General features: G+C 33.3%; 12 protein-coding genes. 3 read left to right on the forward strand and 9 right to left on the reverse strand.

Annotated elements, in window-relative coordinates:
- Window position 1: 1 nt before the first annotated feature.
- Entirely contained in the window at window positions 2-943 is a 942-nt protein-coding gene (locus L987_RS01305) for a beta-ketoacyl-ACP synthase III (RefSeq protein WP_047502520.1), read from the reverse strand.
- A 228-nt stretch (window positions 944-1,171) separates the two neighbouring features.
- Between L987_RS01305 and L987_RS01310 the strand changes: the two genes are divergently transcribed.
- Window positions 1,172-1,366 (forward strand): YjzD family protein, encoded by a 195-nt coding sequence (locus L987_RS01310; protein WP_011303495.1) that lies wholly within the window; start codon window positions 1,172-1,174, stop codon window positions 1,364-1,366.
- A 294-nt stretch (window positions 1,367-1,660) separates the two neighbouring features.
- Here the strand turns inward: L987_RS01310 and clpB are convergent, their stop codons facing one another.
- From clpB to L987_RS01325, 3 genes are all read right to left on the reverse strand, one after another.
- Entirely contained in the window at window positions 1,661-4,270 is a 2,610-nt protein-coding gene (gene clpB / locus L987_RS01315) for an ATP-dependent chaperone ClpB (RefSeq protein ID WP_047502522.1), read from the reverse strand.
- Between the two features lie 387 nt (window positions 4,271-4,657).
- Window positions 4,658-6,490 (reverse strand): acyltransferase family protein, encoded by a 1,833-nt coding sequence (locus L987_RS01320; protein ID WP_047502525.1) that lies wholly within the window; start codon window positions 6,488-6,490, stop codon window positions 4,658-4,660.
- A 224-nt stretch (window positions 6,491-6,714) separates the two neighbouring features.
- Complete coding sequence (locus L987_RS01325) at window positions 6,715-7,023, reverse strand: metal-sulfur cluster assembly factor (RefSeq protein WP_002483779.1); 309 nt, start codon at window positions 7,021-7,023, stop codon at window positions 6,715-6,717.
- A 113-nt stretch (window positions 7,024-7,136) separates the two neighbouring features.
- Between L987_RS01325 and L987_RS01330 the strand changes: the two genes are divergently transcribed.
- Together L987_RS01330 and L987_RS01335 are read left to right on the forward strand one after the other, a co-directional pair.
- The gene (locus tag L987_RS01330; RefSeq protein ID WP_011303498.1) at window positions 7,137-7,985 is read left to right on the forward strand and encodes a Cof-type HAD-IIB family hydrolase; all 849 of its coding nucleotides are present in this window, start codon (window positions 7,137-7,139) and stop codon (window positions 7,983-7,985) included.
- 26 nt (window positions 7,986-8,011) lie between these two features.
- Window positions 8,012-9,334, forward strand: a complete 1,323-nt coding sequence (locus L987_RS01335) for a CoA-disulfide reductase (protein ID WP_011303499.1) — start codon at window positions 8,012-8,014, stop codon at window positions 9,332-9,334.
- 69 nt (window positions 9,335-9,403) lie between these two features.
- On the opposite strand, the gene L987_RS01340 is transcribed toward L987_RS01335, so the two are convergent.
- From L987_RS01340 to addB, 5 genes are all read right to left on the reverse strand, one after another.
- Window positions 9,404-9,793 (reverse strand): YisL family protein, encoded by a 390-nt coding sequence (locus L987_RS01340; protein WP_011303500.1) that lies wholly within the window; start codon window positions 9,791-9,793, stop codon window positions 9,404-9,406.
- 202 nt (window positions 9,794-9,995) lie between these two features.
- Window positions 9,996-10,901 carry a fumarylacetoacetate hydrolase family protein gene (locus L987_RS01345; protein WP_011303501.1) on the reverse strand — a complete coding sequence of 302 codons (906 nt, stop codon included), beginning with the start codon at window positions 10,899-10,901 and terminating at the stop codon, window positions 9,996-9,998.
- 117 nt (window positions 10,902-11,018) lie between these two features.
- Entirely contained in the window at window positions 11,019-12,155 is a 1,137-nt protein-coding gene (locus L987_RS01350; protein WP_011303502.1) for a DUF418 domain-containing protein, read from the reverse strand.
- 15 nt (window positions 12,156-12,170) lie between these two features.
- The gene (addA, locus tag L987_RS01355) at window positions 12,171-15,830 is read right to left on the reverse strand and encodes a helicase-exonuclease AddAB subunit AddA (RefSeq protein ID WP_081979837.1); all 3,660 of its coding nucleotides are present in this window, start codon (window positions 15,828-15,830) and stop codon (window positions 12,171-12,173) included.
- Window positions 15,830-19,291, reverse strand: a complete 3,462-nt coding sequence (gene addB / locus L987_RS01360; protein WP_047502528.1) for a helicase-exonuclease AddAB subunit AddB — start codon at window positions 19,289-19,291, stop codon at window positions 15,830-15,832. Before addB ends, addA begins: the two co-directional genes overlap by 1 nt.
- Window positions 19,292-19,377: the final 86 nt, after the last annotated feature.

A 19,377-nucleotide genomic window follows, 5' to 3' on the forward strand; every position in this document is an offset into this window, starting at 1 on the left:
CCTATTTTCCCCATCTTAGTGTCACAGCGCCCCATGTTAAGCCGCCACCAAAACCTACTAACACTAAGACATCATCATCTTTAATCCTACCATTTTCTAACTCTTGTCCTATACTTAATGGGATTGACGCTGCTGAAGTATTACCAAAGCGATCAACAGATACACTCATTTTTTCTTTTGGTATACCTAAACGTTCTCTCGCTGACTCCATAATTCTTATATTTGCTTGATGAGGTACAAACATATCTACATCATCTGCAGTTAAATTAGCTTTTGCTACTGCGTTGTTAGATGCTTCACCCATAATTCTTACAGCAAATTTAAAAACTTCACGGCCATTCATAAATATTTTTCCGTTTTCTGGATTTAAATATAAATGCTTAGCACCTGAGCCGTCTGAACCTAATTCATAACTTAAGATACCTCGACCTTCAGATACTTCACCGATTACTACAGCTCCAGCTCCATCACCAAATAAAATGGCTGTTGAACGGTCTGTAAAATCTGTGATTTTAGATAATTTGTCCACTCCAACTACTAAAATATTTTTATAATCACCAGATTGAACAAATTGTTTAGCATTTATCATTGAATACATGAAACCACTACAAGCGGCTAATTGATCCATAGAAGCAACTTTGCCGATGCCTAATCTTTCTTGTAATATATTGGCAACTGTTGGGAATGGAAAATCCCCTGTTGATGTCGCAACAATAATCATATCTATTTCTGATGCTCCTATACCTGCATCTTCAATTGCTTTTAAACTAGCTTGATAAGCCATGTCTGAAGTTTCTTCGTCTTCACCAGCCCATCTACGTTCTTTAATACCAGTCATTTGAGAAATCCATTCGTCTGATGTTTCTAAAAATGATTCAAAATAGGTATTTTCTACAACTTTTTCAGGTGCGTATGCACCAAAACCTTTAATACCCACGTCCATGGTTGTACACCTTCTTAAATTTAATTTTAATACCAGGTATTAATTTAACATAATACACATTTCAAATACAAGAACTATACATATTTCATTGCGTGTTTTCCACAAATAATTATAAATGACTTAGCTAATTATCACAAAGTATAACCACAATTATTACTAACCTACTATACAAACTACACTTTATTATTTATAATGTAGATATATATACGATATTGGAGGCATTACATAATGAAATACCTCGCAGTTTTATTTTGGTCTATTGTCTTATTACAAATGGTTAATTTCGTACTTAACAGCTTAAATGGTGGCGGTGCACTGAACCTCATTACACCAATCATGGGCGCTGTTGTATTTACGATTATTATTATCTTATTTGATTTGGTAATTAAACCTAAACATAATAATACAAACGAACAACATTAGATGACTAGGATAATGGTTTAGCTTATGTTTAAGAACGACTCATTTTAATGAAATGTAAAGTTTGAAACATTGATTTATGTCCTAGAATCTTTAAACTGTCAACAAAGTCTTCTGACTGACGTTGGCAGTTTTTTTATTTTCAATATTAAAAAATAAACTTATTGGTTTGTTGAGATATGATATATTAACTTACAATCTTGTTCCCCGATTTTATAATTAAAAAAGTGGCGCAGAAACCAATGTAAAAATTAAGGTTTCTGCGCCACACCGTTTTGTTAAATTCAATTATACTTACTAATCGATTTCTGGTTTGTTTTCAGTAAATCTTAAACCATCTTCTGATAGGTCGATGTCTATTGTTGTGTCTTCAGGTAAATTTTCTCTAATCATTTTACGTGCAAGTGGTGTTTCTATTTGTCTTTGCACAAAACGTTTCAACGGTCTTGCACCGAATTGTGGTTCGTATGCTTCTTCACCTAACCACGCTTTAGCTTCATCTGACACATTAATTGAAATACGTTGTGCCATTAATCTAATATTCAATTCAGTTAATATTTTATCTACTATAGAACTCATATCACTGATTGTTAATGGTTTAAATAATACAATATCATCCATACGGTTAATAATTTCTGGTTTAAAGTATTGGTTTAAGCTATTCATAACAGCTTTTTCTGTATCATCAGTAATCACACCAGCATCTTTTACGTTTTCTAATAGGATTTGTGAGCCAATGTTACTAGTCATAATGATAATTGTATTTTTAAAATCAACTTCACGACCTTTAGAATCAGTAAGTCTACCTTCTTCAAGTATTTGTAACAATACATTAAATACGTCTGAATGTGCTTTTTCAATTTCATCTAATAATATAACAGAATATGGATTACGACGAACCGCTTCAGTTAATTGTCCACCTTCATCGTGACCTACATAGCCTGGAGGTGCACCAATTAAACGGGAAACTGAATGTTTTTCCATGTACTCACTCATATCAATTCGTATCATATGTTTTTCTGAATCAAATAAAGTTGACGCTAAGGATTTGGCTAATTCTGTTTTACCAACACCTGTAGGTCCTAAGAACAAGAAACTACCTATTGGTCTATTTGGATCTTTAATGCCAGCGCGCGCTCTGACAACAGCATCAGAAACTAAATCTACAGCTTTATCTTGACCAACGACACGTTCGTGTAAAATGTCTGAAAGATTTAATAACTTCTCTCTTTCTGTTTCTACAAGTTTAGAAACAGGGATACCTGTCCATGAACTAACAATATCACCAATTTCTTCATCTGATACAATCTCACGTATAATGCGCTCATTGTCACTATTTTGCTCATTTTGGAATGCAGCTTCTAACTCGCGTAATTCTTTTTCTAATTCAGGAATTTTACCATGTTGTAATTCTGCCGCTTTTTCCAAATTATAATTGTTTTCTGCATCTTCTAAGGCTTTTCTACTTTCGTCTAATTCAGTACGTTTTTCTTGTAGTTTTGCAATTTTGCCTTTTTCTTCTTCTACGCGTGATTGAATTGCGTTTTGTTTTTCTTTTTCATTAGACAATTCTTGTTGTAATTCTTGTAAGCGTTGTTTACTCGCGTTATCTGATTCGTTTTTCAATGCGCTTTCTTCAATTTCTAATTGCATGACGCGACGATTAACTTGGTCTAACTCTGTTGGATTTGAACCCATTTCAGTACGAATCGTTGCACACGCTTGGTCCACAAGATCAATCGCTTTATCCGGTAAGAAGCGATCAGTAATATAACGATCTGATAGTTCTGCCGCAGCTACTAATGCTTTATCTTGAATACGTACACCATGATAAACTTCATAACGTTCTTTCAGTCCACGTAAAATGGAAATTGTATCTTCTACATCTGGCTCAGACACATTTACTTTTTGGAAACGACGCTCTAATGCAGAGTCTTTTTCAATATATTCTCTATATTCATTGAGTGTTGTTGCACCGATACAGTGTAATTCGCCACGTGCAAGCATTGGTTTTAGCATATTACCTGCATCCATCGCGCCTTCTGTTTTACCTGCACCAACAAGCATGTGAATTTCATCTATAAATAATATAATTCTACCGTCTGAGTCTTTCACTTCTTTAAGTACTGCTTTTAAACGTTCTTCGAATTCACCACGATATTTTGCACCTGCAACAAGCGCACTTAAATCTAATTCAAATATTGTTTTATCTAAAAGTGATTCAGGCACGTCTTTACGCACAATACGTTGTGCAAGGCCTTCAACAATTGCTGTTTTACCTACACCTGGTTCACCGATTAATACTGGATTATTCTTAGTCTTTCTACTTAAGATTCTCACAGTATTTCTTATTTCTTCATCACGTCCAATGACAGGATCCATATTACCTTGACGGACTTCTTCAACTAAATCTCTACCATATTTTTCTAAAGCTTCATAATTTGCTTCTGGGTTTTGTGACGTCACATGATTTCCTCCTCTAATTTTTTTAATGATTTCTACAATAACTTCTTTTTTATTATCGACAAATTTAATTGTTGTATCATCTATGTCCATTGCAGCTAAAATGATATGTTCCATAGAAATATACTCATCTTCATAAGTATTCATATACGTTTCAGCTTTATTTATTAATTCATTTGCTTTCTGGCTAATATATTGACCATATTGTACGTTATCCCCTTGTACTGAAGGATAATTTTTCAATTTTTCATCGTAAGCCTTATTTAAAAGTTCGGTCTCTATGTTTGCTCTTTCCAATACACTTTTAAATAAACTTTCACTTTCTTCAAGTGCTGCTTTTAATATTGCTTCTATTTCGATATTTTGATTTTCGTTATCTTTTGCTAGCTCTATTGCTTTTTGCAAAGCACCTTGAACTGCATAGGTCATTTGATTAATATCCAAAATGATTCACCTCACCATTTAGTCTTTGATCAAGAACAAAGTAAGTTTGACTTTGACTTTCTTTGACCTTAATTTTATTATAATCCTATTGTTCACTTTTATCAACCAATATGACTATAAATTTTAAATTATTTTAGCTGCGTGTAATGCCTTATATACCTATGTTTTGCCCATAATTTTTATATTCTAAACAATGACTTTGTTCATTTTAAACATGATATATAAACACCCCTTAGATATGAATATTCATGACACTCAATAAATTAAAAGGCATAACCTCTTGTTCATTAAGCGGTTATGCCTTTTATTGTGTTTTAGCAGTCTATTTCATGCAAATCACACTCTAATTAAATTTATTAAATTGACTCAATTTCATATTTAATTTTGCTACTTAGCAGTTGATTTCGTTGCAATATGTTTTAAAATTTCATCTGTTAATGCTTTTACACCTGAAGGCTCTAAATGAATACCATCTGGTGCAAAGTACTCGCTATGGCCTTTCGAACGTTGATACCAATCAATCAATGTTACATTATGATGCTTTTTAGCTGCGTCTGACATAACTTGGTTGACATGACCTTCATAGCTTTTTGGTACACGCGTGTTAATCAAATACACATTGGCTTTACCATATTTGCCTATCAGTTCGTCCAGCTGTGCTTCAGAAAAATCTCCATTCGTTCCTAATTCTAAAATCACTTGCTTAGACTTATAATTGTAAGATTTATATTTTTCATCTGTTAATGGTATAGCTTCATATAAATTACGTCCGACTTTACCATCAATGGTTGCATTGGGAACGTGCGTTTTAAAAGTTTCTCCAATATCAACCATAACCGAATCACCAATAAGCAGTGGACTCAAATCAGTATATACCTCATTATCTTTATCTTTTTTAAAATTTGAATCTCCTAAAAAGTTAACATGGTCGACCGGTATGGGTCTAACCATATACTTATCAATTTCTGCTGTATTATATGACATTGATTTATTATTAATTTGGTCTTTTCCTAAACGATCAAATGTCCCCGCAAAAATAAAAATGGTTGGTAGCAGTATCACGCCTAGTAGTATAGTTCTGATTAATGCGGACTTTTTATATTTATTAATACTTAAGGCCTTGAATCCTTGTTTTCTAAACGGTGTTTCAATGAATCTATATGATATTTCAGCAAAGAAAATAGTCAATAAGATGTCTAGAGCATATACATATAATGGGACTTGGCCTTCAACATAATAGGAATGTAAAAAGCTTATGACTGGGAAATGCCATAAATATAAACTATAAGAGCGTTTACCAATATAAACAAAGAAAGGATTTCCAATTAATTTAGCGAAATACCCCGATGGATGCACTACACTAATGATAACAAATAAAGTGATACCGGAAATAAGGTAAAAACCACCATTATAGATCCAATCACTATTATCATCGACTTTAATGAAAAGTAATAAGAGTATTAAAATCCCTATTGCACCTATACTATCAATAATGAACCTGAGACTAGGATTAGGGTTCTGCTTTAATTTAAATGGCGGCCAAATAAAGGCTAATATAACACCGAGCAACATCGTTTGTAACCTTGTATCTGTTCCAAAATAAACACGAGAATGTTGCATATGTGGTTGAGAAATCCAAACCATTAAAAGTAATGAAATCAGTGAAATAATCCAAAAAATAAGTGTTACATTTCGGTATTTCTTAATTGTTAATAATAATGCTATCAAAACGATTGGAAAAACTATGTAGAATTGCTCTTCAATTGCTAATGACCACAAATGTTTTAATGGCATAAAGGCAAACTGTTCAAAATAATTTACATCAGTTGCAATATACCACCAATTTGATACATAAAAAATGGCTGCAAATGCATCATGCTTTATACTTATAATTTGTTCAGGCTTAAAAATGAGTGTCGCTAAAGTTACTGTAACAACTAATACCAATACGGCCGGTATCAAACGTTTAATTCGCCGTAACCAAAACTGCTTCAAATTGATAATGCCGGTACTTTCATACTCAAACAAAAGTAAACTTGTAATTAAGTAGCCCGAAATTACAAAAAATGTATCTACACCAAGAAACCCACCAGATAACCATTGCTTATTTAAATGATAAATAATAATACCTATAACTGCAATTGCTCTAAGTCCATCTAAACCAGGCATATAACGCGTGTGACGGTTGGTTTGATTACGATTATTAGAATTTCTGTTCATTTACTACCATACTTTCATCTCCGAATATATTACTTTTGCTTTTTAATGTTTTACACCAAGCTATTGTAATACTTTCGTAACATAACTGCAATTATTTTAATGATTTGCACTATAGAAAAATTTTATTTTAAGATTGTCAGCATGCTTTAAATTTTTCAAAAAAATACTAGCCTATAGACCATTATCGATCTTTAAGCTAGTATTTTCAATTACTATTAGTAGCGTTAGCCGATGCCTAATGCAATTTTAGCATAACGAGACATCATGTCTTTACCCCATGGTGGACTCCAAACAATATTCACTTCTGTATCTGCTATTTCTGGAATCTCAGCTAAAACCATTTTAACTTGGTTAACAATTTGTGGTCCCATTGGGCATCCCATAGATGTTAATGTCATTTCAACTGTACATAAACCTTCGTCATTAACATCAACATTATATACTAAACCTAAGTTGACAATATCAATACCTAACTCAGGGTCAATAACCATTTCTAACGCATTTAATATGCTATCTTTTAATCCTTCATCCATTCATATCACCTCTTCGAATTTAATGATACTAACAATATATCAAATATCTTACAAAACGCCAATAAAATGCTATGATATTCAATACATCAATAAAAAACATTAAGGAGAATTAAATGGAATCTTATTTAATTTGTCTAGATCTAGACGGCACGTTATTAACAGATGAAAAAGTAATCTCACCATATACAAAAAACGTTTTAACAACACTACAACAACAAGGTCATAAATTAATGATTGCTACTGGTAGACCTTATAGAGCCAGTCAAATATATTACCATGAATTAAATATGGATACACCGGTTGTTAATTTCAATGGTGCCTTTGTTCATCATCCAAAAGACGATCAGTTTGAGCCAATGCATGAAGTATTGGACTTAGATTTATCTAAAAACATCATTGAATCACTGAATGATTATGGCGTAACAAACATGATTGCTGAAGTTAAAGATTATGTTTTTATTAATAATTACGATCAAAAATTATTCGATGGGTTCTCTATGGGAAATCCAAAAGTTGAAACAGGCGATTTACTTAACTCATTAACTGAGTCTCCAACATCGATTTTAGTTGAAGCAGAAGAATTTATGATTCCTAGAGTCAAACAAATGCTCACACGTTTTTACGCTGAAAATATTGAACATCGTCGATGGGGTTCACCATTCCCAGTAATAGAAATTGTTAAGCAAGGTATTAGCAAAGCACGTGGGATTGATTATGTGAAATCATATTTAAATATTGATAGAAATCATATCATTGCTTTTGGAGACGAAGATAACGATTTGGAAATGATTAAATATGCGAAACACGGTATCGCGATGGACAATGGTTTAGATGAACTTAAACACGTTGCAAATCAAACTACATATTCTAATAATGAGGATGGCATTGGACGTTATTTAAACGACTATTTCCAATTAAATATGCCTTATGAAGAATCAGTAAAATCTAGTATAGAATCATAGATAGATACTTAAGGAGGCTTTTCATTATGAATAAAATTGTAGTAGTAGGTGCAGTTGCAGGTGGTGCAACGGTAGCCAGTCAAATTAGAAGACTTGATCAAGAAAGCGAAATTGTTGTCTTTGAAAAAGATAGAGATATGAGTTTTGCTAATTGTGCCCTGCCTTATTATTTAGGTAACGTGGTAGATTCGCGCAATAAGGTGCTTGAAGCAACACCTGAATCATTTTATGAAGCTAAAAATATTGTTGTCAAACCTTGTCACAAAGTAACATCAATAAATGACACAGAGAATACAATTACTGTCTATGATCGTATACAGGATACGTATTTTGAGACACATTATGATACTTTAATATTAAGTCCTGGCTGTAGTGCCAATTCATTAAATTTAGATAGTCCTATTGCGTTTACATTAAGAAACATGGAAGATACAGATGCAATTGAAACATTCATCAAAGAAAATCAAGTTAAAAACGCACTTGTCGTAGGTACTGGATATATCGGTCTTGAAATTTTAGATAATCTATATGAAAGAGGTATCTCCCCTACACTCATCCATCGTTCAACACATATTAATAAACTAATGGATCAAGACATGAATCAAGCAATCCTCGATGAAATGGATAAGAGAGATATTCATTATAGATTCAACGAAGAAATTTCAAAAGTTGTGGGCAATGCAGTGCATTTTGAATCTGGTAAAGTTGAAAATTATGACCTAATTATCGAAGGCGTTGGTGTTAAACCAAACTCAGAATTTATAAAAAATTCAAACGTTACTTTAGATGATAAAGGCTATATTCCAGTAAACGACCAATTTCAAACGAACATTCCAAATATTTATGCACTAGGTGATATCATTACGTCCCATTATCGCCATGTTGATTTAAATGCACACGTTCCTTTAGCTTGGGGTGCACATCGTGGTGCTAGTGTCATCGCCGAACAATTAGCTGGTGATCACAAGATACACTTTAAAGGTTATTTAGGCTCAAATATCGTAAAATTCTTCGATTATACATTTGCTAGTGTCGGTGTATCACCGAAAGAGCTTTCAAATTTTGATTATGCAATGGTCGAAGCAAATCAAGGTGAACATGCCGGTTATTACCCAGGAAATACCAAGCTGCACTTACGCGTTTACTTTGATAAGACAAATCGACGTATCATTCGTGCTGCAGCAGTAGGTATGAAAGGTGTCGACAAACGTATTGATGTACTATCAATGGCTATGATGCATAAACTCACTATCGATGAATTAGTTGAATTTGAAGTAGCTTATGCACCACCATACAGTAGACCCAAAGATATTATTAATATGATAGGTTATAAAGCACGAAATAAATAACTATATAAATAAAAGCCGTACATTTCCTAATGGAATTGTACGGCTTTTATTATTGTTATACACTTACGTTTATAAACCAAACATTTGCGTAATTGGACCCATAGGTAAAATAATACCTATAATCATCGTTAAGATGATTACTACAATCGTCGTCCACATTAAGCCATGACTAGGTTGCCCTTTTTTACGTTTAGTAATTGTTACTTCCATTAATGCAACTACAGCCACACCACATATCATTTTCAATGTAAGTAACATGTGCCCACCAGCAGCTCCTGATGAAAATGATTGAATCCAAACCCAAAATCCAGAAATTAAGACTAATAGCATAAATAGTCTTAATAGCATATGAATTGGTTTGAAATATGGTGATGCACCTTGTTTTTCTGAAAAATTAAAATAAGCAGCAAAGAACAAGATGATTAATAAAACCCAACTAGCAATATGCATATGTAACATACTTGATTACCCCCACACAATTTTTACTTCAAAAATATATAAAACAGAAGTATGTTGTCCCCTTTTAACTTTGAAGTCAAAAGATTACATCTCTTATCATACTCAATATAACTGTACAATTCAAAAAAACTACATTACTAATTTACAAAAAAATAAAACTGGTTAACCCGCCATGGATTAACCAGTTAACAATAATCAATGATTATTTATCTGCAATAAAGTTTGTTAACGTACCAATATTATCTATTGTTACCTTAATTTCATCACCAGGTTGTAAGAATTGCGGTGGATTCATACCTGCACCAACACCCGCTGGTGTGCCAGTCGCAATAATATCTCCTGGATGTAATGCTACATATTTTGAAATTTCTTCGATTAATTCATCAATTTTAAGAATCATTTGACCTGTATTGCCATCTTGACGAATATCATTGTTAACTTTGGTTACAATATTGACATCTTCTGGCGTAGGTAATTCATCTTTTGTTACAATATATGGTCCTACAGGGCAACCCCCTGTTAAACTTTTAGATAAGAATGCTTGGTCCTGTGCATTTTGAGCTTTACGGTCTGTTATATCATTAATAATTGTATAACCATAAACATAATCTAAAGCGAGACCTTTAGGTATTTTCTCACCAGATTTGCCAATGACAATACCAAGCTCACCTTCATAGTCTAGTTGATCCGTAATATCTTTATGATTTGGTATCGTGCTATTATCACCAGTTAATGACGAAGCAGCTTTAGTAAAAACATACAAACGTTGTACTTCGTGATTTAACTCATTCGCATGATCTTGATAATTACGTCCAAAGGCAATTACATTATTAGTTGGCGTGACTGGTGGTAAAAATTCAATGTCGCTAAACTGAACTTTGTAATCTTCACCTTTACCACTGTCTTCCGCTGCAACAACCGCTTTACGAACTTGTTCTTGAAAATCTACGACTTGATTTTGTTGAAGACCATTTAATAACGTTTTAGGGTGAAATGAACCTTCAGCAAAATCTGCAAATACTTTCTTCAAGTCCCATGCAGCTTCTTCACGTTTTACTTTCACACCATATGATGTCTGTCCTTCATGTCTGAATGATAGGAATTTCATTCATTATCAGCTCCTCATCTATATCTTATTTCATATTATAACTATATTTACCACTAAATAACAAATATATAACTAGTATAAGCCAAAAATTCAGACCTTTTACCTAAACTAAAACGATTACTTCAAATATGTGACTTTTCGCCATAACCATTCTATTGGACCTTTACTGAATTTTTTCAAATAAAAATAGCAACCAATGACTTGTAAGCTATAAAAAATGATAACAATGAGATAGGATTGATATAATGGCAACTTGTTATATAACCCTAAGCCAAAGCCCATAAAAATAAATGTAAACATGATACTTTGAGTAATATAAACCGATAAGCTCAATTTACCGGGATACTTAAATATACGCATGATTTGTGCACCATGAACACTTTGACATAAATATACTATGAGTATAATATACCCTGCAGATACAATCGGGCCACCTACAGCATTGATAACAGCGAATGAACCATTATCATAATCAATAGCAAAAGGCATTTTAATACAATAGCCTAAAATAGCTATTAAACTCCCCCATTTCAAAAAGGATGAGCTTTTTGTTCGAATAAGTTCAATTAAATTCATCTTATATGCAGCAATACCGAAAAGGGCATAAGGTAAAAATTCCAGAAATGCAGATCCCATTAAAATATCCAACATACTATATAGATTCTCAAGAACGTTCAACTTTAAAAATGAATCATAGTGTCCATTCTGTTTAACATCGATAAATTGTTGCAGAGATATACCTAGATAGTTATTTTTCTCATAAACACCTTGCGTATAATTTAAAATGGCAAAAGGCACCACAAAGATAAGGATTTTAAACACAAATAAAATACTAGCTATTTTAATTAGCTTTTGGGCTTTCATTTTAATAAACAGTACTGCGAATAGCCCTGTAAATGCATAACCAAATAGGATATCACCTGAAAAGATAAACATACCGTGAATTACACCGATGACTAATAAAAAGCTAAGTCTTCTGTAGATCATTGGATAAAATCGAACTTTTCTGATTCGACTATGCTCAAACATCATACCAAGTCCATACCCAAATAAAAAAGTGAATATCGGATAAAATGAACCTATAACAAACAGTGTAATCAAATGGAGTAATACAGCATTAAAGCCTTTTACTGTCTGAGACATTGAAGCCATCTCGTACGGAAGACTAAAAACTAAAATATTCATTAAAATAATGCCGAAAAGACTTATTCCTCGCAAAGCATCTAATTCAAACATTCTTTGTTTCACAGGCACGTGTAACGCTCCTTTTTATCCTTCTATAGATAACTGACCAAATTTAAAGAAATACAAGAATCCTTTCACATCGGTCTTCAATATTGTTTCTAATGTATTACGATAATGATTCATTTGAACCTTATAGCGTTCTCTCAATTGAGCACCAATCTCTTCATCTGACATATTTCTTCGTCTATTAAAGGCATCCGTCTTATAATCTACAAAATAATATTGTCCCTCTTTCACAAATATAAGGTCAATCATCCCTTGAATAATTGAAGCATCTTCTTCACTATGCTTGTTATGGTCAACCTCATTTTGATTAACAACAAATGGCAACTCGCGATATATTTCGTCACTTTCAGCAATTAATTGATACAAGTCACTTGCTATAAAATTGTAGATATCATCAAATCGGATATCTTGTTTGGCATCTTCAGGAATAATATGTTGCGCTATCAGATGATCTACGAGACGGTTTACATCTTCTTCGGTTAATCTATCCTTATTAAAAGGTAAGTGTTGCATAACTGTATGCATTAATGTACCTATTTCATTCGCTTTTCTTTGCTTACTACGGCTTAAAAATGCCGGTCTCTCATATGAAGTAGAACCAATACGATATTGTCTAACTCTATCATAGTTCGTATCTGATTGTTCCGTCTCATGCTGACGCTTCAACTCCGAAACCGATTGCTTTGAGGGCTTTTCTATAGCTGATTGATATGGATATTCATAGCTTAATTGATTATGAATTTGAGCTTGAAGTGCTTCATTTTTCGAATGATTCATTTCTATATCTGCTACCGTGCGCTGTTCGCTTACATCAGTAACTGTTTCTGACGCAATATCTTCATAAAAATCAGTGTTTAATTGTACATATGGTCGCATGGCTTGATCAACGTCCTCTATCGTCTGTTCAAAGCGCAACTCATTTGGCAATGATGAAGACTGGTATTTGGCTAGTATTGGATAAATCATATCAATCGGTCGTTGTGCTGTTATGCGATAACTCACCGGTAAATGGGATTCCGATACGGATACTTGTTCAAACTGTGAAAGTGTTTTTTCATCTTTAACTCTACCAATTAAAAAAAGTTGTTCTTTTGCTCGTGTTAAAGCAACATAAATGAGTCGCATTTCTTCTGAAACCATCTCTTTTTCAGCAATCGCTTTATATGTCACTGAAGATAACGACGGATAAGATAAATTACTTTCAACATCATAATACGCCATACCTAAACCATAACTCTGATTTAATATAACCGGCCGATGTAAATCATCACGTCTAAACTTACGAGAAAGCCCAGAATATATAACAAATGGAAACTCTAGCCCTTTACTGCTATGAATTGTCATCATTCTAACAACATCATCGTTCGGTCCGACTATATTCTCTTCACCAAAATCTTTACCACGTTCAATAAGTTCATCAATAAAACGAATAAATTGATACAATCCACGAAAACTTGAGTTTTCAAATTCGACCGCTTTGTTAAATAATCCATATAAATTCGCACGACGACCTTTACCACCAATAATGCCGCTAAAGTACTGTATGACGTAGTGATCATTATAAAATTTATCGATGAGTTGATAAACTGGATGACTTTGACTATAGTCTTGATATTGTTCGATATCTTCAAGGAATGACGCAAGTTTAGCTACTAATTTTTTATTAGCTACATCATTGGCCATGTAATGCTTTATCGATTGATAAAAGTAATCATCGTTTGGGCTAAATACACGTATATTAGATAACTCATCCTCAGTAAATTGATAAATAACAGAGCGCATGAGACCGACTAAATAAATATCTTGTAAAGGATTATCTATAGTTCTTAAAAACAATAAAATCAATTGCACCTCAGTTTGTTCAAAATAGCCTTCCTTGCTGTTCACATGAAATGGGATATTATGATCCTTAAATGCTTGTTGAATTTTACGCGCTTGTCCATATGATCTTTCTAAAATCACAATATCTTTATAGCTCGGTTTTCGATATTGTTCCGTTTTAATATCATAAATTTCATGTTGCGACATTATTTTTTCAACTTGCTGTACAATATATTCTGCCTCTTGTTCTGACCCATTTAAGTCTGATGATGCATCTTCAATTAACATATTCAACTGTACATCATGTGGTTTATGATCAAACGGCGCCCCATAATATAACTGTGCTGCATCGTCGTAAACAATTTCTCCAACTGCCTCGTCCATCATATGCTTAAATAAATAATTCGTCGTTGTTAATACTTCTTCCCTTGATCGAAAGTTCTGAGACAAATCTATACGCATACCATGTTCAGACCCATCGAGCGTAAAACGATTATATTTCCCTATAAAAAGACTTGGGTCTGCTTGTCTAAATTTATAAATAGACTGTTTCACATCACCAACCATAAACAAATTACCATCCGCTTCGTCGCCACGTTTAATACATGCAATGATTTTTTCTTGCACACGATTGGTGTCTTGATATTCATCTACAAGGATTTCCTCAAATTGCTTGCGATACATATCCGCAATTTCTGACGGATTACCGTTTGAATCCATTAAAATACGCAAGGCAAAATGTTCATAATCAGAAAAATCCAGTAAGTTACGACTTCGTTTTTTCTGATTAAATTGTTCAATCACATCTGCTGTAACTTGCGCTAAATAAGCGACTCTTGGCGCTAAACGTTGCATATCAGTTTTTAAGTCAGCGGCTTCACGTGAAAAATAATCTTCTTGAACTTTACTCACTAACGCTTTGTAATCATCATAATGCTTTTTACCATCATCATAAGCATCGATCATCATTTCATTAGCTTCTTTTATCTTTTTATTTTTTGCAGGAAAACGTGATTCAAATTGATGTTCAGCAATTTTCTGCGTATTTAACAAGCCACCTTCCATCGCTTCTGCTAAGAAACGGCGTTCTTTATCTAATACAGCGACTTGTTTATCTACTTCTTCCAACATCATAAATAAATCGTAACTCTTATTGAGTGCCTCTAACGCAGAATTCATAAATATCATCGCTAAATCATTAAGCAAATTGAATAATGTTTCTTGCTGTGATTCATCTTCGTATGGTGTTGACAAATGTTGTAGCCAATTTAATGGATTTGGGTTAGCAACACTAAAGTAATACATTTCTTTAATGGTATTCCTTAATTGATCATCATTACGGTCAGATGATAATTGCTCTGTTAAATCAATAAAATGAGGATCCAATATATCATAATGACGTTCTAGCACTTCATCGATTGTTTGCTCTAGTAATAATATATTTTCCGCTTCACTGCTTGTTCTAAAATTAGGATCAATATCTAAGACATCATAATGTTGTTGAATGAGTTTCAAGCAAAAGCTATGTAATGTAGATATCTGTGCTTGATGTATTTTGACACGTTGATTTTTCAAATGTGCATTGTCCGGATTTTCAATTGAAGCTTCTTGAATGCGTTGATCTACACGTTGTTTCATTTCACGTGCACTTGCATTTGTAAAAGTAACCACAAGCAATTTATCAACATCAATTTCATCTCTGATAATGCGTTGAATGATGCGTTCAACAAGTACTGCTGTTTTACCCGAACCGGCTGCAGCTGCAACAAGAATATCCTGGCCTTTGGCATAGATACTCTTCCATTGGTTATCAGTCCATCGTGTCCCTGTTGGTTTCACTGGAATGGCATTCATCATTACTCACCCTCACTTTCTAAATCTACATCTTGGATTGCTTCAAGCGGATTGATTGATTCGTCAACTGTACGATATCGTTTACTATCAATCATGCCATCTACATGACAGACTGATTTATAATTACAAAAATCACATGGTAATGTTTGATTATATTTCATTGGTGCAACTTCGGTATGACCATCCATAATATTTGACGCTGTTTCAATAAAGTTCTGTTTATTATGTTTAATTAATTTATAAATTGTCTGTTCATCGGCAACTTTACTATTACTTTTAATTCCGCCATCCTTTTTCAAACCTAATGGTACAATATCGGAATTGTAACTTGGTTCTAATCGTGTATCAAACGCATCTAAGACAGATGTGGCACTATTTAATAAACCACTGAGTTTAAACGAATTAATAAATTCGGTGTCTCTTTTATCTTCACTTAATTGATTCCAAGCTAATTTAATACGTGGTTCATGTACGTGAAAATATAGTAGACCTCCTGGTTTAGTCATATCTGTTAAACCAAGTCTTGATTTATTTTGCAGAACAATATCCATATAAGTCATCATTTGCATTTGCAAGCCATAATATACTTTAGTTAAATCTAGTGTACCACTGTACTTAGATGACTTATAATCTATAATATTTACAAAACTTTCATCGCCTTGTTGGTATGTGTCGATACGGTCGATTTGACCGCGAATATTGATTGGTATACCTTGTTTCGTTTGCAATGGTGCTGCTAATAACTCACTTTGATCTTTAGGTTTTCTTCTAAAGCTAGCTTCAAAACGTTGTGGTGTAAACTTAGTATGACTTCCTTGGTATTTAAGTGCAGTCAATGTCGTCTCAACAATGGCACCAATGCGTTGCGACAAATAGCGATAATACGCCGTTGAATTAAGTAAATTAAATTGAACTTCTGGTAATATTTCACTCAATGCTTCTGTCGTTAGCTTGTGTATTTGTTTTGGATTTAAATTCTTAAAATCACCATTTACTTTTTCTGAAATGAATTTTAAAACCCGATGAAATATGTCGCCTAAGTCAAAATTTTCTAGTTTATATTTTGTACGTTCATTAAGTCTTAAACCATGAGAAGCAAAATGTTTAAATGGGCACGCCTGATATCCTTCAAAACGAGACACACTTGCATTAATGGTTGAGCCATATAATGCTTTGGATAATGATGGATTGAGTTGAACTGTCTGATTATCGTATGTTAAAGCAGAAAGTAAATAAGTTAAACCATCATTTAAGCGCGTATCATCTCTCATCACTTGATACGTATCTAACCAAGTTTCAGCTACCAATTCATCATCTAGCCATGCCTTCAAAGATTCAAAAAGCGCAATCTTAGTTTGATGAGGATGTTCCATTAACCTTAAAGGCTCTGCTTGATGTTGATGATGAATATTTTGTACTTCTAGATTTGTATACAATTGCTGAATTTGATGTAAGAATGGACTCGGCTCTTTCACATCACCACTCGCTCCCATCAATGCATATGAAAATGTGACATGCGCACGACTTCTTGTCATAGCAATATAACAAACAAATGCTTCATCCATTTGTAAAATATCAGCTGTGGGACTTAATTCGATTGATGACTGCTCTTGGAAATACTTTTTCTCTTCATCTGTAATTAAACTAGATGCAGTCACCGTTTGTGGCAACACGCCATCATTAGCCCCTACAAGGTAAACATGTTGTTTATTATCCACTTTCGCTAAATCCATAGTTCCAATACTCACTTGGTCTAATGTCTGAGGAATCATAATAAATTCTAGTTGTTCTAATCCAATATCAAAGAGTTCTAAGAAGCGCGTTTTTGACATGCTTTGATCATCAAATACTGTCACTAAATCATCTAGTATTTGTATAAGACCATTCCATATTTGATCTATCTCTTCGGCTTTTTTATGTTCACCATTAACGTCTAATGTATCTCTATCTGTCATTAATTGACTTGGCAAATCAAATGCTTCCATCGCTTCATAAAATGCAGTCGCAAAAGCGATCGCTGTGCTAGCATTATTTATTTTCTCCTCAAATAACATGACTTTTTTCATTACGTCATTTTTTAATTGAATGACACGCTCAAAGGTTTCGCGTTCTTCATCTGTTAATGGCTGGCGTTTCAAACCCATTTTTCTAAATTGTTCTATATCAAAGTATTTGTCGTCTATCCAACGCTTGCCATATATACCGCGCTCTAATACAAAGTTCTCTAATATATCAATAAGATATTGGCTATCTTTAAATTTTTTAGTTAAAATATTTGTTTTAAACAAACGCATTAATGGATCAAATTGCCATCCAGTTTGGATAACTTCTATAAGTGAACGTATCATTTCCATTATTGGATGATGCGTCATAGATGACTTCACATCTATGTTGTATGGTATATCGTACTGTGGCAATATAGATTCCATTAAATAAGCATATGATTCGTCTCTATATAAAATAGCAATATCTTGGAAACGACGACCTTGTTCACGATTTTCTCTTAAGATACGTCGCGCAACTTCGTTAATTTCTTCACGCATGCCAGAAGCTTCTAGAATTTCAACATTACCTTCTGTTGGAATAGGCTCAAACTGTAATGCATTGAAATTTTGTTCCAAGTGTTTCAAGTCGTTGTGTATGAATCGCTGCACATCCAAAAACTGTCTGCTATGTAATTGTATATTTAAATTATTCGCAATTTCTTCTATATGCGTCAATGATTCAGAGGGTTTTCTAAACAAACTAAAAAGATCTCTATCACCATCAGTCGTTAATACAATCGTCACCTTTTTCGCATATTTTACTAAACTTTGTATGATTTGATACTCTAATGTTGAAAAGTTGTGGAAACCGTCTATATAAATTTCTGCGCGTTTAAGCCACTCAGATTGGTCCATCATTTCTATAAACCGCTGCAAACTATCCTCTGTTGATACATATTCACCATTGATTCTATCTTCTAAGTGTTTGTATACCAATGCTATATCTTGTAATTTATGCTTTGTTCTCGTTTGTAAATTATTTTCCGCAATATACGTTTCTAATTGTTGTGGCGATACCGCATATTTTTTAAAATCCTGTATTTGTTCATATAGTTTCTCGCTAAAACCATAATATTTTACCTGTGATTGATATAACCTTAATTCAGACTGATGTTGTTGTATGATGTCATATATCATCATTTCTGTTCCTGCTTTTGATAATTGTTGTTCCATCAATCCGCCGACTTCTTGAAATACACGATAGCTCAAACGTTCAAAGTGCAATACCTCTGTTCTCAAACTACCATTTAATGTTTTGTCGTTTACAAATGCTTGTTCAAGTTGAAACGTATTTTGCGTAGGCGCAATTAATACTATCGGATCTCCTAATGGATCTTGTTTCATTTTTTCTTTAATTTCTTCAATAATCGCTTTTGATTTCCCAGTACCTGCTCTACCGATATACGCATTTAATTCCATTATCTACGCCAACTCCTTTGACTCACATTTTAACATATAAAGCTACCTGTTATGACTTCTTACACCTATCATAGTTAATTAATTAC

The sequence above is a fragment of the Staphylococcus sp. ZWU0021 genome, assembly GCF_000798895.1.
In the GTDB taxonomy this organism is placed as follows: domain Bacteria; phylum Bacillota; class Bacilli; order Staphylococcales; family Staphylococcaceae; genus Staphylococcus; species Staphylococcus saprophyticus.